The organism is Nocardia implantans (genome assembly GCF_035544775.1).
Taxonomy (GTDB): Bacteria; Actinomycetota; Actinomycetes; order Mycobacteriales; family Mycobacteriaceae; genus Nocardia; species Nocardia implantans.
Map to the genome: position 1 here is coordinate 280,312 of NZ_JAYKYQ010000009.1, position 19,633 is coordinate 299,944.

17 protein-coding genes are annotated in these 19,633 nt (G+C 68.3%); 4 read left to right on the plus strand and 13 right to left on the minus strand.

The window, feature by feature from the left end; all coding sequences use genetic code 11:
• Positions 1–45 precede the first annotated feature (45 nt).
• Positions 46–444, minus strand: a complete 399-nt coding sequence (locus U3653_RS22395) for a Zn-ribbon domain-containing OB-fold protein (protein ID WP_195081536.1) — start codon at positions 442–444, stop codon at positions 46–48.
• A gap of 218 nt (positions 445–662) precedes the next feature.
• Here U3653_RS22395 and U3653_RS22400 point away from each other — a divergent pair, with 218 nt between their 5' ends.
• Positions 663–3,473, plus strand: a complete 2,811-nt coding sequence (locus U3653_RS22400; RefSeq protein WP_195081535.1) for an aminotransferase class I/II-fold pyridoxal phosphate-dependent enzyme — start codon at positions 663–665, stop codon at positions 3,471–3,473.
• Between the two features lie 13 nt (positions 3,474–3,486).
• On the opposite strand, the gene U3653_RS22405 is transcribed toward U3653_RS22400, so the two are convergent.
• Positions 3,487–4,233, minus strand: a complete 747-nt coding sequence (locus U3653_RS22405; RefSeq protein WP_195081534.1) for a TetR/AcrR family transcriptional regulator — start codon at positions 4,231–4,233, stop codon at positions 3,487–3,489.
• A gap of 96 nt (positions 4,234–4,329) precedes the next feature.
• On the opposite strand from U3653_RS22405, the gene U3653_RS22410 reads away from it, so the two are divergent.
• Together U3653_RS22410 and U3653_RS22415 are read left to right on the plus strand one after the other, a co-directional pair.
• A complete protein-coding gene (locus U3653_RS22410) occupies positions 4,330–5,199 on the plus strand; it encodes an NmrA family NAD(P)-binding protein (protein ID WP_195081533.1) in 870 nt (289 codons plus the stop codon).
• A 146-nt stretch (positions 5,200–5,345) separates the two neighbouring features.
• Entirely contained in the window at positions 5,346–5,621 is a 276-nt protein-coding gene (locus U3653_RS22415; RefSeq protein ID WP_195081532.1) for a hypothetical protein, read from the plus strand.
• A gap of 228 nt (positions 5,622–5,849) precedes the next feature.
• Here the strand turns inward: U3653_RS22415 and U3653_RS22420 are convergent, their stop codons facing one another.
• The 8 genes from U3653_RS22420 to U3653_RS22455 all read right to left on the minus strand — a co-directional run bounded on the left by U3653_RS22420 (position 5,850) and on the right by U3653_RS22455 (position 14,095).
• The gene (locus tag U3653_RS22420) at positions 5,850–7,103 is read right to left on the minus strand and encodes a cytochrome P450 family protein (RefSeq protein ID WP_195081531.1); all 1,254 of its coding nucleotides are present in this window, start codon (positions 7,101–7,103) and stop codon (positions 5,850–5,852) included.
• A 191-nt stretch (positions 7,104–7,294) separates the two neighbouring features.
• Entirely contained in the window at positions 7,295–8,467 is a 1,173-nt protein-coding gene (locus U3653_RS22425; protein ID WP_195081530.1) for an aminoglycoside phosphotransferase family protein, read from the minus strand.
• Positions 8,468–8,684: 217 nt separating this feature from the next.
• Positions 8,685–9,416 (minus strand): MerR family transcriptional regulator, encoded by a 732-nt coding sequence (locus tag U3653_RS22430; RefSeq protein ID WP_195081529.1) that lies wholly within the window; start codon positions 9,414–9,416, stop codon positions 8,685–8,687.
• Between the two features lie 22 nt (positions 9,417–9,438).
• Positions 9,439–10,818, minus strand: a complete 1,380-nt coding sequence (locus U3653_RS22435; protein ID WP_195081528.1) for a serine hydrolase domain-containing protein — start codon at positions 10,816–10,818, stop codon at positions 9,439–9,441.
• 80 nt (positions 10,819–10,898) lie between these two features.
• Positions 10,899–12,161, minus strand: a complete 1,263-nt coding sequence (locus U3653_RS22440) for a TMEM143 family protein (protein WP_195081527.1) — start codon at positions 12,159–12,161, stop codon at positions 10,899–10,901.
• A gap of 221 nt (positions 12,162–12,382) precedes the next feature.
• Positions 12,383–12,727 (minus strand): DUF1330 domain-containing protein, encoded by a 345-nt coding sequence (locus U3653_RS22445; RefSeq protein ID WP_195081526.1) that lies wholly within the window; start codon positions 12,725–12,727, stop codon positions 12,383–12,385.
• Between the two features lie 127 nt (positions 12,728–12,854).
• A complete protein-coding gene (locus U3653_RS22450) occupies positions 12,855–13,682 on the minus strand; it encodes an SGNH/GDSL hydrolase family protein (RefSeq protein WP_323124297.1) in 828 nt (275 codons plus the stop codon).
• Positions 13,679–14,095 (minus strand): nuclear transport factor 2 family protein, encoded by a 417-nt coding sequence (locus U3653_RS22455; protein WP_195081525.1) that lies wholly within the window; start codon positions 14,093–14,095, stop codon positions 13,679–13,681. Before U3653_RS22455 ends, U3653_RS22450 begins: the two co-directional genes overlap by 4 nt.
• 119 nt (positions 14,096–14,214) lie before the next feature.
• Between U3653_RS22455 and U3653_RS22460 the strand changes: the two genes are divergently transcribed.
• Positions 14,215–14,778: a PadR family transcriptional regulator gene (locus U3653_RS22460; protein ID WP_195081524.1), complete on the plus strand. Its 564-nt coding sequence runs from the start codon at positions 14,215–14,217 to the stop codon at positions 14,776–14,778.
• A gap of 16 nt (positions 14,779–14,794) precedes the next feature.
• Here U3653_RS22460 and U3653_RS22465 read toward each other — a convergent pair whose 3' ends face one another.
• The 3 genes from U3653_RS22465 to U3653_RS22475 all read right to left on the minus strand — a co-directional run bounded on the left by U3653_RS22465 (position 14,795) and on the right by U3653_RS22475 (position 19,596).
• Positions 14,795–16,279: a purine-cytosine permease family protein gene (locus tag U3653_RS22465; protein ID WP_195081523.1), complete on the minus strand. Its 1,485-nt coding sequence runs from the start codon at positions 16,277–16,279 to the stop codon at positions 14,795–14,797.
• 396 nt (positions 16,280–16,675) lie between these two features.
• Positions 16,676–17,155 (minus strand): hypothetical protein, encoded by a 480-nt coding sequence (locus tag U3653_RS22470; RefSeq protein ID WP_195081522.1) that lies wholly within the window; start codon positions 17,153–17,155, stop codon positions 16,676–16,678.
• Complete coding sequence (locus U3653_RS22475) at positions 17,152–19,596, minus strand: molybdopterin oxidoreductase family protein (RefSeq protein WP_195081782.1); 2,445 nt, start codon at positions 19,594–19,596, stop codon at positions 17,152–17,154. Before U3653_RS22475 ends, U3653_RS22470 begins: the two co-directional genes overlap by 4 nt.
• Between the last annotated feature and the right edge of the window lie 37 nt (positions 19,597–19,633).

Here is a 19,633-nt window from a genome sequence, read left to right on the forward strand (position 1 = left end):
GCACCACAGCGGCGCTGGCAAACGCTGTGCCCGGCAGCGGCGCGATCAGGGCGAATCGGTGCTGACCGCGAAGACCGGGAACCCCCCTTCCGGGGGATGCGGCTGGAATCGAACGCGCACGGACCGGCCGGGCACCGAGGGGATCTCCCCTTCGAGGGAGGTGTAGACCCACGGGCCCTCGTCGAGCGCCACGATGGCGATCGTCAGCGGCACCAACCCGCCGGGCCGATCGGTCGGGGCCCGGTCCACAATCCGCCACGACACGACCGACCCCGCACCCGACGACGGCACACGCTCGAGTTCGCCGGATCCGCAGGACGAACATCCGGACGTGATCGGCGCGAGCAGCTTCTCACACCGCAGACAGCGGTTGATCATCAACATGTCCAGGCACGGTGCGCTGCCGCTCCCGACGGCATCCGGACTGCTCTTCAGCTGGTTCATGTGCACAGAAGCTCCCAGGAACGATGCTGCAAGTTCCGCTCCAGACTCCCCCGGAAAGCCGCGTCCGGCGACGGCCGAATGGCCCGGGGGTATACCTGTTTTTCCGCACTGCCCGGTCCGTGCTCGGTGACCGACGGCTAGGAATTCGCTCGTCGGCGGAGCAGAATGTTGGCAGAGATGGCTGTTCGGAGAGCCCACCGAGGGGCGGAGCTGACGACATGCATCGAGACGGCGAGCGCCCGAAAGGGCTTTCTGTTTCCGCGCTTGCGGCGGTGGCGAACCCGTCGTACTCCCGCATCGACACGTGGAATCTGCTCGATGACGCGTGCCGCAGGCTCGCCGATATCGATCGGGCCGGGCTGGACACCACCCATGTGGCCGCCAGGGTGCGGCGTCTGCTCGATCGCCTCGGCACCTACGAGCGGTACTGGCTGTACCCGGGCCCGGCGAGACTGACGACCTTTCGTGACTATCTCGACGACCTCGCGACGGTGCGGCTCACCGAGGAGGTGTCGCTGGCCGTGCGCCTGCTCTCGGAGTACGGCGACCGCGCGGCGGTGTTCGACACCTCCGCCCCGCTGGCCGATCAGGAACTCGTGGCCAGGGCCGAACAGCAGCAGTTCTACACCGTCCTGCTCGGCGACGATTCCCCACCCGAGGTCCCCGATGGCCTCGCGGCGAGCCTGCGGGCGCTGCGCGCCCCGTCGGACGATGTGCGGTTCGAACTGCTCGTCGTGCCCAGCATCGAGGACGCCATCACCGCGGCCGCGTTGAACGGCGAGATCCAGGCCGCGATCATCCGCCACGACCTCCCGCTCCGCTCGGGCGACCGGGTCCCGCTGATGACCACGCTGCTCGGCGCCAACGACGCGGTGGACGTGACCGACCGCACCCACGACTGGATCGAATGCGGCGAGTGGATCAAGAAGCTGCGGCCGCATATCGACCTGTATCTGCTCACCGACGAGTCGATCGCCGCGGAGACCGAGGACCAGCCGGACGTCTACGATCGCACGTTCTATCGGCTCAACGACGTCACCGACCTGTACAGCACGGTGCTCGCCGGCATCCGCGGCCGCTACGCCACGCCGTTCTTCGACGCCCTGCGCGCCTACGCCGCCGCACCGGTCGGCCAGTTCCACGCGCTTCCCGTCGCGCGTGGCGCCAGCATCTTCAACTCCAAGTCGCTGCAGGACATGGGCGAGTTCTACGGCCGCAACATCTTCATGGCCGAGACGTCGTCCACCTCGGGCGGACTCGACTCGTTGCTGGATCCGCACGGCACGATCAGGGCGGCGATGGACAAAGCCGCCGCGACGTGGTGCTCCGACCAGACCTACTTCGTCACCAACGGGACATCCACGGCGAACAAGATCGTCGTGCAGGCACTGACCCGGCCAGGCGACATCGTCCTGATCGACCGCAACTGTCATAAATCGCACCACTACGGCCTGGTGCTGGCCGGGGCGTACCCGATGTATCTGGACGCCTACCCGTTGGAACAGTTCGCGATCTACGGGGCCGTGTCGCTGCACACCATCAAGAAGGCGCTCCTGGACCTCGAGGCCGCCGGACAGCTGGACCGAGTGCGGATTCTGTTGCTGACCAATTGCACGTTCGACGGCATCGTCTACAACCCCCGGCGGGTGATGGAAGAGGTCCTCGCGATCAAGCCGGACATCTGCTTCCTGTGGGACGAGGCGTGGTACGCGTTCGCGACCGCCGTGCCGTGGGCTCGACAGCGGACCGCGATGGTCGCCGCCGAGCAACTCGAAGCGATGTTGGCCTCGCCCGGGTACGCCGAGGAGTACCGCCAGTGGCGCGCCTCGATGCGGGAGGTCGACCGTGCCGAGTGGAGGGACCGCAGGCTGCTTCCCGACCCGGCGCGCGCCCGGGTCCGGGTGTACGCGACGCATTCCACCCACAAGTCGCTGTCCGCGCTGCGGCAGGCGTCGATGATCCATGTTCGCGACCAGGATTTCAAAGCGCTGGTCCGCGAGACGTTCGCCGAAGCGTTCCTGACCCACACCTCGACCTCGCCGAACCAGCAACTGCTGGCGTCGTTGGATCTGGCGCGCAGGCAGGTCGACATCGAGGGTTTCCAGCTGGTCCGCAGCGTCTACGACATGGCGCTGGTGTTCCGGCACCGCGTCCGCAAAGACCGGCTGATCGGCAAGTGGTTCCGCATCCTCGACGAGGACGACTTGGTGCCAGAGCAGTTCCGTCCCTCCGCCGTCAGCTCCTACCGGCAGGTCAGACAGGGTGGCCTGGCGGAGTGGAACGAGGCGTGGCGGTCCGATCAGTTCGTGCTCGATCCCACCAGGGTCACCCTGTTCATCGGCAAGACCGGCATGAACGGGTTCGACTTCCGCGAGAAGATCCTGATGGACCGGTTCGGCATCCAGATCAACAAGACCTCGATCAACAGCGTGTTGCTGATCTTCACGATCGGCGTCACCTGGTCCAGCGTGCACCACCTGCTGGACGTGCTGCGCCGGGTGGCCACCGACTTCGACAGCAGCGTGAGCGCGGCGGGCAAGGCCGACCGGGCCCTGCAGCAACGGCGGATCGACGAGATCACCAAGGATCTGCCCGCGCTGCCCGACTTCAGCGAGTTCGACAGCGCCTTCCGCCCCGACGGCGCCAGCTCGTTCGGCGACATGCGATCGGCCTTCTACGCCGGATATGAGGAGTCCGACCGCGAACACGTGCTGCTCGGCGAGGCCGGGCGACGGCTCGCCAAGGGGAAGTCCCTGGTGTCGGCCACCTTCGTCGTCCCGTACCCGCCCGGCTTCCCGATACTGGTTCCCGGACAGGTGGTCTCCAGGGAGATCCTGTATTTCCTGGCCGAACTCGATGTCAAGGAAATCCACGGCTACAACCCCGACCTCGGGTTGTCGGTCTTCACCGAGGCCGCGCTCCAGCGGATGGCCGCGGCTCGGCATCCGCGTGCCGGGGTGGCCGACGGAGCGGGAAACGGCGATCTCGTGATCTCGGGTGGCAACCGGGCCACGACGGTCGCGTGGTGACTACGCCCGCGATCTAACCATCGGCGGCAAGGCGGTCGAGCCACTCCCGCAGGAGATGCCGCTCCGCGCTGCTGAGGGTCGTCTGCTCGGGCAGTGCGGCGCGCAAGGCACGGGCGGCGCCTGCCGGGCCCGGGTCACGCACGGCCGGCTTTTCATAGGTGACGGCGGCGACCATGGACTCCCGCAGCGTGGTGAACAAGGCCGGATCGCGCCGCTGCTCGGGCAGCGAAAGCCAGGTCAGCACCGCACCGCGCGCCGTGGCATTGATGATCTGCGCCGCGAGTTCCTCGTCGACGCGCAGCAGGCCACGGGCGGCGAGACGCCGGATGCGTCCCATCAGGATCTCCATGCCCGCTTGGAAGGCGGCCGACGAGGTCCCGGCGGGTTCGGTGTACATCAAGGTGAACAGCGCGGGATTGGCCGAACCGAACTCGACCGCGACGTCCCAGCCTGCTCTGAGGTCCTCGATGGGGTCCTGCGGGTCGGGATCGACGTGCTTGGTGGCGAGGAACGCGACGAAGCCGTACTCGGCCACCGCGTCGAGCAGCCCGTTCTTGTCGCCGAACAGCCGGTAGATGGCCGGTGGCTGCAAGCCCGCCGCATCCGCGACCGCGCGTGTGGTGACCGCATCGCGACCCCCGCGCGTGAGCAGATCGATGGCGGCCTCGATGACCCGCCGGCGGGTCTGCTCACGTGCCGTGGCCGGGGCGTCGGATCTGACGGTCGCGGCATCGTCGCCGCCGCCTGGATGCGAGGTCATGGATCAACGATATCGCGGTGTTGATTCCATCGTTAGTATCAATGATATCGTGATTACGATTCCATTGGAAACATCAGTCGAATTACGGAGTGCCACATGATCGTCGTGACCGGAGCGACCGGGCAGCTGGGGAGTCAGATCGTCGAGAAACTGCTCACGCGCGTACCCGCGGAGCACGTCGGGGTCAGCGTCCGCGACCCACGGAAGGCACGGACATTCGCCGAACGCGGGGTGCGGGTACGGCAGGGAAGTTTCACCGACCCGCGCAGCCTCGCCCACGCCTTCGAGGGCGCCTCTCAGGTGCTCATCATCTCCGTGGACAAAATGGGCGAAGAGTGCGTCGCAGAACATCGCACCGCGATCGAAGGGGCCGTCGCGGCGGGCGCCCGCCGCATCCTGTACACCAGCCAGATGGGGGCCGGCGCCTCGTCGCACTTCCAGGCCTGCCGCGACCACGCCGCTACCGAGGAGGTGCTGCGCGCCTGTGGCGTGCCGTTCACCTCACTGCGCAACGGCTTCTACGCCGCCAGCGCGGTGCACTTCCTCGACCACGCGGTGGACTCCGGCCGGATCGCGCTCCCCGCCGACGGGCCGGTCAGCTGGACGGCGCATGCCGACCTCGCCGAGGCAGCCGCCATCATCCTGGCCGACGAAGGCCGCTTCGACGGACCGACGCCGCCGCTCACCGGAGGGCGCGCGCTGACCTTCGACGACATCGCGGCTATCGCGAGCGAGGTCACTGGCCGGACCATGACGAGGACCACCACCCCCGACGAGCAGTTCCAGCAGCAGCTGACCGGCCAGGGCGTTCCCGCGCAGCGGGCGGCCGAGCTGGTGGGCATCTTCGCGGCCAGCCGCGCGGGCGAGTTCGCCACCGTCGACCCGGCGCTGGCCACCTTGCTCGGCCGCGAACCCATCGGCCTGCGCACGGTGCTGCGCGAGCGACTGGCCTGCGGCAGCCGGTGACCCACCTTGGTGGGACCGAACCATGTGCAGGGGTGGTCGTCGCGCACCCTGAGTGTCCTTTCGGCGATGTCCTGTGTCGATGAGGCTGGACAACGTCACAACGACAGCGGGACCGCCCCGCAGCACCGACACGAAGGAGCACCCCTATGGCCACCGACCAGCGCTCGACCCGTCGCACCCGCCGCTTCGCCCGCGCCATGACGATCGCCGCGGCGCCCGTCCTGCTCGGGGTGGGCCTGGTGACGGCCGGCGTTGCCCATGCCGATCAGGACCCCAACCTACCGACCTGTCGCTGGCCCAACCTGGTGTGCGGCCCGCAGACCAATCTGACACCCGGCGGCCAGACCGCCCTCACCCCTGGCGGCGCGACCAACCTCACTCCCGGCGCGCCCAACCGGCCGCATTTCCGGCCGCAGGTCTGATAGTTCCCGGCTGATGTGCACGGCACGGGAATGCGGCCCCGCCACCGAGTAGCGGGGCCGCAGCGGAGATCCGGACACCGCGCCGCCGGCGGCGATCCTTCCGGCCGCCGTCCGCTCGCGCCGCACGATCGCAGCCCGGTCCGGCAACTACACCACGACCGGCCCGTCGAGCAGGCCGCGCTTCGAGCCGAGACAACCGGTGCCACGCGACCTGTGCCCGCGGCTGGGTCAGATGTTCAGCGGAGCGGTCGGCGGGAAGGTGACCGGCAATTCGGTCAGGGCCCGGTGGAACGGACCGGGCCGCCAGTCGGGCGTCCGGTTCGGCAGGTTCAGTTCGATCTCCGGCAGCGCGTCCAGGAGTTGGTCGATGGCCTCCTGCGCGATCAGGTAGGCCAGCGGACGCGCCGGGCAGGCGTGCGGGCCGAGCCCCCAGGCCAAATGCGAGCGATTGCCGGTCAAGTCGCCGGTGCGGATCGCGGGATCGTTGTTGCACGCGGCCATGCTGATGACGACGGGCTGGTGCGCGGGCAGCCAGACGCCGTCGATGAGGATCGGGTGGCGCGGGTAGGTGATCAGCAGGTTCGCCAGTGGCGGGTCGTTGAACAAGACCTCGTCGATGGCGTCGCGGGACGACAGGTTCCCGCCGAGGATGCTGTCGCCGAAGCGCTCGTCGGTGAGGATCAGCAGCAGGGTGTTGGCGATCAGATTCAGCTGGAATTCGATCCCGGTGCCGTAGACCTGCGACACGTGGTGCGACGCCTCCACGTCATCGAGCTGGGCGGGATGCTGCAGCAGCACCGAGGTGATGTCGCGCTGGGGTTCGGCTCGTTTGAGCGCCACCAGGCTCATCAGCGCCTCCCCGAGCATCTGATTGCCCTTCTCGGCGTCGACGCCCTCGAGCAGGGCGGCCGTACCGGCGGCGACCTGCGCCCCGATCTCGGGCGGGCAGCCGAGCAGATAGTTCACCACCTCGAAGACCAGCGGGAACACGTACTGACGGATCAGTTCGGCGCTCCCTTCTCGGCAGAAGGAGTTGATCAGCGGGATGGCGAGTCCCTCCACGATGTCGTGCAGGGCATACAGATCGACCTCATCGATGCTGGCGGTGATCGCCCCTCGATACCGGGTGAAGTCGGTTCCGGTGCTACGACTGGCCATCGGCCGCCACTCCAGCAGCGGAAGAATCGGGCAGTCGGCGGGGATGTCCTTCTGCCAGGCGCGCGGGTCGGCGGGGAAGTGCTCGGGATCATTGAGGATCCGCACCGCGGTGCTGTAGCCGATCACCAAGGTGGCCGGGACACCCGGCGCCAACTCCACCGGCGCCAAAGATCCGTAGCGGCCGCGCATCTCGCGGTACACACGGTGCGGATCGGCCGCGAATTCGGGCGAGTAGATGGGCACTCGCTGGTCGTCGGAATCGGTCGGCGAGCCGTGGACGACGGGGCACGTCCGAACCGGGGCCTGAGATTGCGGCGTACTCAAAGAGCGAACTCCAAACTGTTGGTGTTGCACTACGTGACTGCTGAACTACCGCTCCGTACCGCGACACTGCATCGGAGCGAACTCACCGGGACTACGCCGGGGCCGGTCGATGGTATAGCGCGTGGACGCGCGATCATCACCACGCACGAGAATCCGGCCGCGACGCCACAGCGGTGGTGCGGGGCTCGGTGTCAGACTCCGAGGGCCTGCAGGGAATCGTGATCGTCGATGGCCGTGGTGATGCGCTTCAACAACGTCAAGCAAGTCTCCACGGGCTGCATCTCGGGTTGATACGCCGCCCTGCCGATCGTGAAAGCCCAAGCGGCGTAAGCGAACATGGACTGCTGCCGGTACGCCAGCCACGCCTCGTCGAACGACGGAGCCCGGCCGTCGAGGCTTCCGAGTTCGTCCAGATACGCCGCCAGCAGTTCACGGTCCCAGGCACGGCGGTCCTCGGGCTCGCATCCCGAATTGACGGTATAGGCGAAGTCGTGGGCCCATCCGCCCCGCATCACCACCTGCCAGTCGACGAAACCCATGCGCCCTGCGGCGGTTCGATAGGTCTGCCCGATGTGCGGGTCACCGTGCAGCAGCGTCTGCGGGAGCTCGTTGGTCGCGTTGTCGATCGCCCGCTCGACACCGGCCCACAGCCGGTCCGCTTCGCCGTGCAGGGACTCCGGAACCACTTCCGCGGCGCGGCGCAGCCCCACCTCGCAGCGCTTCTTCATGTCGATGGCGGCGAGGTATGCCTGCAGTGCCTCGGTCGTGGTCTTGAGGTCCTTGATCGACGGGTGCTCCCAGAAGGTGCGGTGCAGTCGCGCGAGATTGCGCACCAGATCTTCGATCTGGTCCCGCGCGACCGGGGCGTTCGGCTCGACGAACCGCGCGCCGCGGGTGGAGGCGATGTCTTCCATCAGGGCGATCGATCGCCACGACGCCGGATCGGCGGCGCCCCAATAGCCGAACGGCGCTTCGATGTCGAGCTGGGGGCGGAAGTCCCGGAAGAAACGGGTCTCCCCGTCGATCATCTTCCCGCCACCGAGCAGGATGCGCTGCGAGAAAGCTGTCGTGGTCTTCGCGAAGAGGTGGGTCGGCAATCCGGCCCGCTGCCCCGCGTCGTTGTAGTCGACGCGAATCGCGACGCGGGTGGATGTTCCGCGGCTGCCGTTGGAGGTCTCGAACCCGACCACCTCGGCCTCGGGGACATCGCGGCACAGGACGGCCGTCAGCCACTGTGGGGTCAGCGTCTCGCCCGACACCGGGACGTCCCCGGCATCCCTGGCCTTCGGCCGGAACACTTTCTCGCCGATGATGTGCGCACCGACTGTGACGGACCGTCCGAGCAACCAGAGCTTGTGGTTCATTCGTTTGCCTCGATTCCGGAGTACGACATGAGCGCCCGCGCGGCCGGGTCACCGGCGCACGGGTCCGCAGGACAGTAACGCACTCTGGAAGGCTCTGTACCGCAGTGTGTTTGCCTTTCCGCCGCGGCCGGGGGCAATCGGCGCGTGATCGACCGAGCCCCACAGCCGCCACGAAATATCCAGTCCCGCTTGCCTTACCCGCACAGGTCCGGGGCTGTCACTCGGTCGTCGCGTTCTGGGCGATCCGCGTCAACCTTTCCCAGGCGGGGGAGGTGATCCCCACCGAATCGTTCACCAAGCGGACGAGTTCCGGATCCAGCCGCGGTGTGGTCCGGCCCGCTCCGGTGCGCCTGCCGGTGATCCACCGCCGGGTGCGGTCGGCGAGGTCGGCCAGGCGCGGGTCGTCGGGGGACCAGTCGAACGCCGCGTCGTAGTCGAGGTAGATGGACCGGAAGCGCGGATCGCCGATGGCGTCGAGCTTGTCGGCGGCCCAGTCCGACGCCTGTTGCGGGGCGACCGATTGCAGCAGAATCCAGATGTCGCGTTCCATCCGGACCGCCCGGTCGCTCACTCCCAGCTCGCGCAGGCGCTCGAGGTACTCGGCGACCTCGGGAGACACGAACAGCCGATCGCCGGACCCCAATTGGGCGATCTGCTCGCGGGTGCGGCGGATCTCCTCGGCGCGTTCGGCGAGCATGCGGTCGACCTCGGCGATGGCCGCCGCGAACTCGCCGGAGTTCGCGGTCAGCAGCTCCTTGATCCGCGCCAGGGGCACGCCCGATCGCGCGAGCGTCCTGATCTTGACCAGATCGATGGCGTCCTCGGCGCGGTAGCGGCGATAGCCGGAGGAGTCGCGCGGCGGCTCGGGCAGCAGCCCGCGCTCGTGATAGACCCGCACGGCCTTGATCGTCACGCCCGCGTACCGCGCGAGCTGCCCGATGGTGATCATGCGCGTCTTCCTTCCGTGACCGTCATCGCACCCGAGCGAACAATCGACCGGCGAGATCGATTCCGCTCACGGCGGCGGATTCGTCCCGTGTGAAGAACCCGCGTTGTCCTCGCAGACCGCCTTCGGTGACGATGTACTCGTCCCCCGCACCGGGCAGCAGGCCGAGGGTAGCGGGTGGCAGGTCGGGCGGCAGCTCGGTCGTCGCGGCGGCACGGATCTCCGGTTTGATGGCGCATTCGATCGTCAGGCCCGCCCCATCGGTGTCGAGCGTCAGCCGCATCATCTCGTTCTCGTAGCGCCCGACGATCTCCCCTGCCCGTGCCGCATCGTGGGGCAGCGGTTCCGGATCGCGTTCGACCACGCCGAGGTAGTGCTCGAGCACCCACCGCACCACGGTCCGGTTGAACGCCAGCCCCGCGTCCGGGCCCGCGTTCGACATCACGGCGACGGCGAAATCCCGCTCCGGCACGATGAGCAGGTCGGCGAACTGACCATTGCCGGAGCCGCCGTGCCCGATGGTCGCGACACCGTCCACCTCGCGCAGGAACCAGCAGAGGCCGAACGCGTCACCCAAGGTGCTCCCCCGCAGTTCGACGGTTCGCTCCCGCATCCGGTGCAGCAGTTCGGTGGGCAGAACGCGCTCGCCGCCCTCGGTCCGGCCGTCGCCGAGATGGAACCGCGCCCACCGCAGCAGATCACCGACCGACGTCGCCACACCCCCGCCGGGATTATCGGCGCGATTGTCCTTCCACTGCCGGGCGACGACGAGCGTGCCGCCCGCATCGACGTTGTGACCCACCGCGAACCGCCGGGTCATGACGTCACCGACCGCGTAACAGGTATGTGCCAGGCCGAGCGGTTCGAGCAACAGCGACGCGACCGCCCGTTCGAAGGTCGAGCCGGTGACGTTCTCGATGATCCGGCCGGCCAGGTTGAACCCCGCCTGACTGTAGGACGCCCGCGCTCCCGGTTCCGCGATCAGCCGCGACTCGGCCAGTTCGACCGCGTGCCGCGCCAACGCGTCATCTCCTTCGCCGGTGTCGTCACCGACCCGCCATTCCAGCCCCGCTGTGTGGTTGAGCAACCGCACCACGGTGATCTCGTCGGCAGCCGCGTCGGCGGGGGCGAATTCCGGGACATACCGCCGCACCGGCGCGTCCAACTCCACCCGTCCCGCGGCGACCAGCCGCAGCAAGGCGGTCGCGGTGAACGTCTTGCTCACCGAGCCCACCACGAACATCGTGTCCGGGTCGACCGGAAGCGGGTTGTCCATGCTCGTCACCCCATGGCACGCGAAGGACGATTCACCGCCGATCGAGACCCCGACCGCCGCACCCGGTACACCCGATTGCTCGGCCGACGCCGCGACGAATTCCGCCAATTTCTCTGTCAGCTCGTTCATGTCACCATGCTCGAACCCTGCCCCTGGGGAAAGGTCAAGCCGTTGGCTGACATCGCACCGCGCAGCCTGCACCTGCTTCTTCAGCCGGATGTGACCGCGGCCCGGCCGATGGCGTCGCCCGACGGCGGGCGAACACGGAACAAGTTGTCCCAGTGGTGATTCAAGCGCTGTATCGCCTCGGTCAGCGGCACCGCGCCCACGGTGCCGTGCTCGTCCTCGACGAGCAGCCGCCACCGGCGGAGCCTGCCAAGGCCGTCACGGATCCGGAAGTCGAAGGTCGTCCCCCACCGTCGGCGAAACCACTGCTCCACCCGCTGATCGAGTTCGGTGGCGGTCAGCGGCCGGTCGGCGGTGCGCAGGAAGTGATAGGCCAGGACGGCTTCCTTCACCTCCGAATCCTCGGCGGCGCCGAGCAAGTGGTGGAACACTCCCGCGTCGTTGTCGAGATTGCGGAAATAGAGGTGTTCGGACAGCGTCTTCATCAGCTTGATCTTGCGGTTGGAGAACTTGGCGAACTGCCGCACCAGATAACCGCCGAAGGCCGCAAGCCCGGCGCCGAGAGTGACCAGCGTGGCTTGATCGAGCCGCACGGACTCCTCGCGCAACCCCGCCCAGAACGCCAGCAGCAACAGCAGCGGGCCCAGCGAGGCGACCAGTTTGGTGACGACAACGACGATCCCGGAGACCACCGCGGGCACCCCGATCAGCAGTTTGTCCAGTGGCCGCATCCGCACGCGAACGCTCGGATACAGCATCTCCAGGTCGTTGCGCGGGACGTTCTGGAACAGCTTCAGCAGCACACCGCCGTCGGGCCGGTCCGCGACCGCCTCCGCGCGCTCGGTGAACGCGACGTAGACAAGGACCTTCGCGTAGCTGGTGAACTCGATGCCGCGCCGCCGCAGACCGAACAGCCACCGCACCTGCTCGGTGCGTTGCGCCACCCCGCGCCGGAAGAACATCACCGTATCGATGTCCTCCGCGTCGACCTCCAACCGCACCTTCACCAGGGAGTGCTCGGCGAACGCTCGCTCGATCTCGGCGGCATCGATGCGCGTGAAATCCGCCGACTCGGCCAGCGCGACCAGCTCACGCTCCACGCGTGCCCGCGCCGCGGCCCGGTCCTCGGGGGTAGCGGCGCGCAGCGCCCGTTCGTCCTGCGCGGGATCGACCAGCTGATAGGCATCGAGCACGGTCTCACCACGCACATGGAACTCGTGGTGCGCCAGTGCCGACAGCAGACGCGCGAATTCCACGAACGACTCGCGTTCCGACTCGGGGAGTTCGTCCGCGCACAGCGAGATCACCGCGCTTTTGCGGAACGGCAAGTAGTGTTCGGCGTCCATCGGCAACTCCTCTCGGCGGACCGGGCCCGTCGGTCACAACCCTATGGGGAGGCCGGGATTCGGTGCTCGAGTGCCGGACAGGAACATGCGTGCGTGCCTCGGATGCTTCTGCGTGGGCGGGGGCCCGGCGCGCAGGTCGAAATCCCACGGCGACGGCGGAGCCGTGCTGCGCGTGACCGACGACGGCCCCGGCATTCCGGAGGCCTTGCAGCCGACACGGGCTAGCCGGACACCGCCTTCCGGATCGCCGCTACGGCGGCGGTCGGGGCGTAATCGGCCGGGACGCCTTCGACCAGGATGATGTCGCCCTCGATGTGCCGCGAGCGCAGCGGCGCGAGCTCCCGGTACGCGGGCGAATCCCACCATGCCCGCGCCTCGGCGATGCCGGGGAAGCCGATCATCACCACGCCGCCGGGCCAGCTGCCTTCCTTCACCTCGTGCGGTGTCGCGTGCACGAGGTAGCGGCCACCGTAGGGCTCGAAAGTGGCGGGGAGGCGCTCGATGTAGTCCGCGATCTCCGGGTGCGGTGCGGCGTCTTGCAGGTGGGCTATGACGTAGGCGGTCATGGTGTGATCGTGACATGGCGATCGACCAGGGTCGATTACCCGCGAGGTAAGCGGCGCACGTGCGGCGGCGGTGTGCTGGGCGAGCGCGATGACCGGCAATGCGTTGCGAGACCGGTGAATTCCGCGCTCACGATTGGGTCCGGGCCGTTGGCGCGGCGGTCGCCGTACCGTCGACCGGAAGTAGGTGCGGGCGTTTGGCGGCGCGTCCGTCGCCGGAGGAGCGTCCGGTGATCCGCCTGCCCAGCCAAGGGCCGAGAAACGTCGCGGCCCAGCGTGTTTCGCCCACCACCGTGGCCAACCGCGTGGCGGCGGGCAGCGGCGGCGACAACGGTTCGGCCCATGTTTCGTCGGCGCCGGGCAGGCCCAGGGCGTGGGCGAGGGCGTCGGCGATGCGCTGGTGTCCGAGCGGGTTGGCATGGAGCCGGTCATAGCTCCACAGACGGGGATCGGTGACGGCCGCGCGCTGCTCGGTTTCGGCGACGACGACGCCGTGTCGCGCCGCCGCGGCGCGGATGCGCTGGTTGAGCGCGGTGACACGACCGCCGAGCGGGCGCGCGAGCGGGGTGATGCGCGCGAGGTCGGGAAAGGTCAGTGTCGCCACGACCGCGCCTCCTGCGGTGAGGGCGGCGAACATCGCGTCCAGGTGCCCGGCGACCTCGTCGGCGTCGAAACCCGGCCGTAGCAGGTCGTTGACGCCCGCGACCACGGTCGCCAGATCCGGTCGCAGCGCCACTGCGGCGTCGAGTTGCTCGGCGCGAACCTGACCGGCGAGTTTGCCTCGAACCGCGAGATTGGCGTAGAGCAGGCCGGGATCGGACCGGGCGAGACGTTCGGCCAGCCGGTCGGCCAAGCCGCGCAATCCGGTCCGATCGTCGCCGTCGCCGACTCCTTCGGTCTGGCTGTCGCCGAGCGCGACATAGCGCGAGTACGAGGGGCGCTCGGACAGGTCGCTCACGCTCCCCGCGCCTCCCGTTCGAGCTGCGCGGCGGCCTCGGCCTTGATGCGCTCGAACTGCTCACCCATGCGCGCCGAGAGGGCTTGGGCCGCCGACAGCGGACGCACCATGACCATGAAGTCGTCGATCTTGCCCTCCTCGTCGAAGTGCAGGAAGTCGCAGCCGGTCAGCCGCTTCCCGTCGACGGTTGCCTCGAACACGAACGCGTGGTCGCGACCGTTCGCGTCGGCGATCTCGCGCACATAGCGGAAATCCTCGAACACGCGGATCACCGCGCGCAGGATGGCCGCGGTGATCGCCTTGCCCGGGTACGGCCGGAACGCCACCGGACTGGTGAACACCACGGTGTCGGCCAGCAGCGCCTCGATGGCGGCCTCGTCGCGAGCTTCCACGGCTGCCCGGAACGGGTGCATGGCATTCTCCTACTCAAAGAATTTAATAGGTGATGCGCACATTATCGAGGTGCAGCAGCTATGTCCAGATCCATCCGGACAGATATTTGAATAATCATCCGAAGTGTTAGCCTGGGCGGATGGCGCTACGCAACGCGGTGCTGGCCGCCCTGCTGGAGGGCGAGGCGTCCGGCTACGACCTGGCCAAGAGCTTCGACGCCTCGGTGGCCAACTTCTGGATGGCCACGCCCCAGCAGCTGTACAAGGAACTGGAACGCATGGCCGCCGACGGCCTCATCGAGACCCGGGTCGTGCAGCAGGAGCGCAGGCCCAACAAGCGCCTGCACGCCATCACCCCGGCCGGGCGGGCGGCCCTGCGGGAATTCGTCGAGAAGCCGGCCAAGCCCACCGCCATCCGCGACGAGTTGATGGTGAAGGTGCAGGGCATGGTCGCCGAGGACGCCCCCGCCGTGCGCGCCGCGGTGGCAGGCAAGCTGGAGTGGTCGAAGTCGAAACTGGCCCGGTACGAACGCCTGCGCTCCCGGCTGCTGGACGGCCGCAGCGAGCAGGCGTACCTGGCCGAGGCCGAGCGAGTCGGCCCTTACCTCACGCTGCTGCGCGGAATCTCCTTCGAGCAGGAGAACATTCGCTGGGCGGAGTTCGCGCTGTCGGTGATCGACCGGCGGATCGCCGCACACACGTGAGGACGGGGACGGCGCTCTACACGGTGACTCGGACCGGCTCCGCGTCGCGGTGCCCGATCCGCTCGGCCGCGCTCGCCCGCGCGAGCGGACGCACCCGGTGCAGCGCCGCGTAGCCCACGCTCGCGACGACCAGCGCGACGAAGACCCCGAGATTGCTGCTGCCGAGGCCGCCCGCGCGGGCGGCAGGCGTGAACAGGTAACCCAGCAGCGGACCGACATGCGGATCGGGCGAGGTGACCAGGCCGAGCCCGGCGATGGTCGCGACGATCAGACAGCCGACCCCGACGCGGTTGACCTTTCCGTAGCCGCCGAGCGGGCTGTAGAGGGACGTCCGGTCGTAACCGATACGGCGGCGCTGCCACAGGTCCACCACGAAGATTCCGGCCCACGCGGCCATCACCACGCCGGTGGTGGTCAGGAACGCTTGGAACGGCGCGAAGAAACCCGGCGCCGCGAAGGCCACATAGCCACCGGCGGCGGCGATCAGGGCGGCATCGATCAGGACGGTGTAGTGCCGGGAGATCCGGACGCCCAACGTCTGCAGCGCCAGCCCCGAGGAGTAGAGACCGATGATGGAGCCCGAGACGAAGCCCACCAGCGCCAGGATCAGATAGGGCACCAGGAACCACGTGGGCAAGTGGGCCGACAGGGCGCTGATCGGATCGGTGGCGGCCGTCGCCGCCACCTCGGGATCACCCGCCGCGAGCACCGTGCCGAATCCCATCAGAACCAGGGCGGGAGCGGTGCCACCGAACGTGATCCAGCCGACCAGCGCGCCCTTCCGCGCGGTGCGCGGCAGATAGCGGGTGTAGTCGGCCGCGCAGTTGACCCAGCTCAAGCCCAGCGTGTTCGCGACGAGCATCACCCCGCCCACGAACGCGCCGACGCTCACCTGCCCGTGTGTGGCGAACGAGATCCTGGGCAGCGTCAGCACGATATAGACCACCGACAGCGCGGTGAATGCCAGAGCGAACCACTTCTGGATCCGCAGGATCACATGACAGCCGTAGATGCCGATCACCGTGGTCACCACGATGACGGTCACCAGCGTGGCGACCATGAGCGGCGCGGTGTCCATATCCGGGTCGAGCCGATGCGCCACCGTGCGGGCCGCGAGGGTCGCCAGCACCGCCGAGAACGTCTCCCATCCGACCAGCGCCAGGTAGCTCAGCAGCGCCGGGATCTTGTTGCCGTGGAATCCGAACGCGGCCCGGCCCGCCACCATGGTCGCCGCGCCCCCTTGCTGCCCGGCCAGCGACACCAAACCGAGCAGCAGGAAGGAGAGCACCCCACCCACCGCCGCGGCCAGCGCCGCCAGATGCCAGTCCAGGCCCAGCGCGGTGACATACGGACCGAACGACACCAGCACCACATTGCAGCTGGTACCCGCCCACGGCCAGAACAGGGCGCGTGGCTTGCCTCGGCGCTCCTCGTCCGCGACCCACTCGGCGCCTTTGCGCTCGAAGGACCAGTCCGACGGTTCCGCTGAACTCACAACCATGTCGAATCCCATCGTCGACGGTGGGAGGAACCGCCGGCCCAGCCTGACCACCGTGCACTCAATCAGTGTGCCGTTGTTTGTCGGCTCATTCTAGGAAGGAGACGGTCGTTTGGGAACCAAAGTTGACGGCGCAACCAAGCGAGTTGCGGTTCGGCGAGTTGTGATGGCCAGCAAGGCTTCTCGCAGAACCTTAGGTTTTCGTCACGCAAGCAGACGAGCGACCGGCAGCAAACCAGGTTCATTTACCGCTGGACAACGGCCCGATATATGACGGCTATCGACACACCCGATCTTCAGCGGGGAACCTCGGTGGCGATGGCCCCCCTTCGGCGATTCCCAGGCCACAACGGCTCGTCGGCGCCGCAGCTGTCGACGACAGAAGGCAGGCGAGCGCCGTCAGCTGACCAACGCCTGCGGCGACAGCGTCTTGAGCATGCCGTTCGCCCAGCGCAGTTGCCGCAGCGTCTGCGGGTGGCAACGCTGACAGAGTTCGACCAACTCGATGTCCTGTGCCGCTTGGGCCCCTTGGGCCAGCAGTTCCCAATCCAAGGACACACCGGCCGCGACGCGGTGCAGACGACGCAGATCCGCCAGCAGCAGCAGAGCCGGTTCCGGCCGGCGGCCCAGCAGCGTGCTCACGCGCTCTTGCAGTCCCGCGCCGAAGGTCTCGGCGCGGGGCTCGGCCCGGAGGTTCAGTTCGTATCGACGGCCTACGTCGGCGAGAGCCGCGATGTGGTCTACCGACCAGCGCCGGATATCCAGGGCCACGTGGCGGACCTCGTGCTCGGTGACGTGGCGTGCGGCGATGCCGGACAACTCCCGGGCGAGTTTGCGTTCGGATCGGTGCAGTTCGCGCAGCGCGATGCGGAGTTTCATCGGTTCGGGACCTCGAGCAGTTCGTCGTCGAGCGCCGCGCTGCCGCCCACGGTGGCGGCGATGCCTGGTGTGGTCGGCGCGGACGCGGTGGCGGTGGGCGCGGGCGCCGGGTGCCCGTGCGCGCCCGCGAGCCGTTCGAGCCGGGCGGCTGCGGTCTTGAAGATCGGCTGTTTCGAGGCGGGATCCCAATCGGTGACGGTCATTTCGTTGGCTGCCCGCTGGTGCTCGCGCTCGCCGTCCGGCTGGTCCCAGTAGCCGTAGTGGAACGGCACGAACAGCACGCCGGCACGAATGCCCGTGATCCGCGCCCGTGCCCGGATCGCGCCGCGCGGCGAGGAGATCCGCACCATATCGCCCTCCGCCACACCGAGTTCCGCCGCATCGCGGCTGGACAGTTCCACCCACACCTGCGGCGCTGCGGCCTGCAACTGCGGCGCGCGAGCCGTCTTGGTGCGGGTGTGGAAGTGATACAGGGTGCGGCCGGTGATCAGGGCGAAGGGATACTCCTCGCTGGGCTGCTCATGCGGCGGCACGAAGCGGGCCGCCTTGATGATCGCCTTGCCGTCGGGATTGAGCGCGCGGTACTCGGTCGGTTCCACCGGCGTTCCCGTGATCAGGTCCTTGCCGTAGCTTTCGCAGTATTGCGGGGCAGCGAAGAACTCGCCGTTCTCGTACAATCGCTCGGCGCCATCGGGATACCGGTCGTTGCACGGCCATTGGATGCCGCCGCCACGCAGGCGTTCGTAGGTGATCCCGGTGTAGTCGCAGGGCCGGCCCGCGCTGCACCTCTTCCATGCCTCGAACGCCGATTCGGGGTCGCGCCACGGCGGCAGCGGGTCGCCGTCCTTGTCGCGGAAGTCCATGCGCCGGGCGTAGTCGAGGAAGATCTCCAGATCCGCTCGCGCCTCGCCCGGCGGATCGACCGCTTTCTCGGAGATGTGCACGGTCCGGTCGGCGTTGGTGAAGGTGCCGGTCTTCTCGCCCCAGGTCGCGGCGGGCAGGACGACATCGGCCAGTTCGGCCGTTTCCGTGCGGAACAGATCCTGCACCACCACGAACAGCCTCTCCTGGGCGAGGATGGACCGGATGCGCGACAGCTGCGGCAGCGACACCGCGGGGTTGGTGGCGCTGATCCACAGCATTCGGATCGTGCCCTGCTCCGCGTAGCGGAAGATCTGCATCGCGTGCGTCGGCGGCGCGTAGTGCGGAATGCGGTGGGTCTCGATGTTCCACAGCTTCGCCAATTCGGCGACGTGCTCGTCGTTGGCCCAGTTGCGGAAGCCGGCCAAGTCGCCGTCGGCTCCGCATTCCCTGGTGTTCTCGGCGGTGGGCTGGCCGTTCATCTGCAATATCCCGCAGCCGGGCTTGCCCAGCATCCCGCGCACGATGTGAATGTTGTTGACCTGCACTGCCGCTGCCGTCGCCTGGTGGGATTGGTAGAAGCCCTGCAACACGGTCGACAGCAGCCGCCGCGCGGTGCCGAGCAATTCCGCCGCCCTGCGCACGTCCGCGGCGGCGACACCGCAGATCTCGGCCACGCGCTCGGGGGTGTATTCGGCTACCGCCGCGGCCAATTCGTCGAATCCGACGGCGTTGGCGTCGATGTAGTCGCGGTCGATCCAGTCGTGCTCGATGATCTCGTGCAGCAGGCCGTTCATCAGCGCGACGTTGGTTCCCGGCAGCGGAGCCAGATGCACGGTGGCGGCCTTGGCCACGGGTGTCGGGCGCGGATCGACACACAGCAACGCGGGCGGTTTCGCTCCGGCCAGGCGGTCGAGCATGCGCGTCCACAGAACGGTCTGGGTTTCGGCGACGTTGTGTCCGAACAGGGCGATGACGTCGGCGTGATCGACATCGGTGTAGCTGCCGGGCTGACCGTCGCTGGCGAACGATTCCTTGAGGGCCTGGGCCGCGGTGGCGGTGCACAACCGCGTGTTGCCGTCGACATGGTTGGTGCCGATCGCCCCGTGCGCGATCACACCGAGGGTGTAGTACTCCTCCAGGAACAGCTGTCCGCTGGTGTAGAAACCCAGCGCACTCGGCCCCCGCTCGGCGAGCAATTCCTTGCTGCGCTGGACGATGCGGTTCATCGCCGTGTCCCAGTCGGTCTCCACCAAGCGCCCGCCGACGCGGATCAACGGCTTCGTCAGCCGGTCGGGCGAGGCGTTCGCCTGCCATCCGAACAGGTCTTTCGGTCCGAGCCGACCGTGGTTGACCCGGTCTCCCGCACGTCCGCGCACCCCGACGATGCCGCCGTCCCGCACGGCGATGTCCATCGCGTCGCCATTGCTGTGCAGGATCGACGCCGAGGGCACCCACTTCTCGACGTCCCGCTCGTCGACTCCGTCGGCCAGATGCATGTCCACGCGGACGGGCCACGGCTCCCCTGGTTGGTACGGTGTCCGGTGACCCCAGGGTTCGGCTATGCGGTCATGCCTGATCACCACCCGCGCGTACCCGGCATGTGGTGGGGCAGAC